This is a genomic window from Streptomyces glaucescens (assembly GCF_002154375.1).
GTDB classification, from domain to species: Bacteria; Actinomycetota; Actinomycetes; order Streptomycetales; family Streptomycetaceae; genus Streptomyces; species Streptomyces glaucescens.
On the sequence record NZ_MUND01000823.1, the window covers coordinates 1 to 822 of the forward strand.

The following is an 822-nucleotide window of genomic DNA, read 5'->3' on the forward strand; positions in this document are numbered from 1 at the left end:
GCCCTCGGCAGGTCGCTGGACTCGCCCGGTGCGGCGGACGGCGCCGAGACCATGGTCGAGCGGGTGCTGGCGCAGATACTGGCGGAGCAGGTGCCTGTCCCGGTGCCCGAGCCGCCCCGCGCAGCCGGGCGGCTGGGGGCGGTGCGCCGCTGGTCGCGGGCGCGGTGGCGTGCGCTGACCGCGACGCTGTGCGGGCTGCTGACGGTGCTGGCGCTCACGCCCCCGGTGCGCGCCGCGGTCGTCGACTGGTTCGGCTTCGGCGGGGTGGAGGTGCGGTACGACCCGTCGGCGACGCCCTCGCCCGGCGCCCGGGTGCCCGGCTGCGGCCGCGATCCATTGTCGCTCGCGCAGGCGGGACGGCGGGCGGGTTTCCGGCCGCTGGTCCCGGCGGCGCTGGGCAGCCCGGACGCGGTGACGGTGACCGCCGGGCCGAGGGGCCGTTTCCTGGTGAGCCTGTGCTGGCGCGCGCAGGGCGGGACGATCCGGCTGGACGAGTATCCGGCCCGGCTGGACGTCGGCTTCGTGAAGACCGTGCCGCGGCAGCCGGAGTGGGTGCCGCTCGGCGCCACGGGCCAGGACGGGGCGCCGGATCCCGGGCTGTGGTTCGCGGAGCCGCATCTGCTGGAGCTGTGGCTGGTGGACGCGGACGGCGCCCCCTTCACCCGGAAGCAGCGCACGGCCGGGCCGACGCTGCTGTGGACCCACGGGACCGGCCGGAGCACGGTGACGCTGCGGCTGGAGGGGGTGGCGGAGAAGGAGCGGGCGGTGGGGATCGCCCGGTCGCCGGGGCGGTGATCGAGGCCGCCGGAGATCTCGGGAAAA

1 protein-coding gene is annotated in these 822 nt (G+C 77.4%); it reads left to right on the forward strand.

Annotation, left to right across the window (positions count from 1 at the left end; all coding sequences use genetic code 11):
• Positions 1-795: hypothetical protein (locus tag CCN42_RS37825; RefSeq protein WP_086741778.1), on the forward strand; the 795-nt coding region annotated here is incomplete at its 5' end.
• Positions 796-822 lie beyond the last annotated feature (27 nt).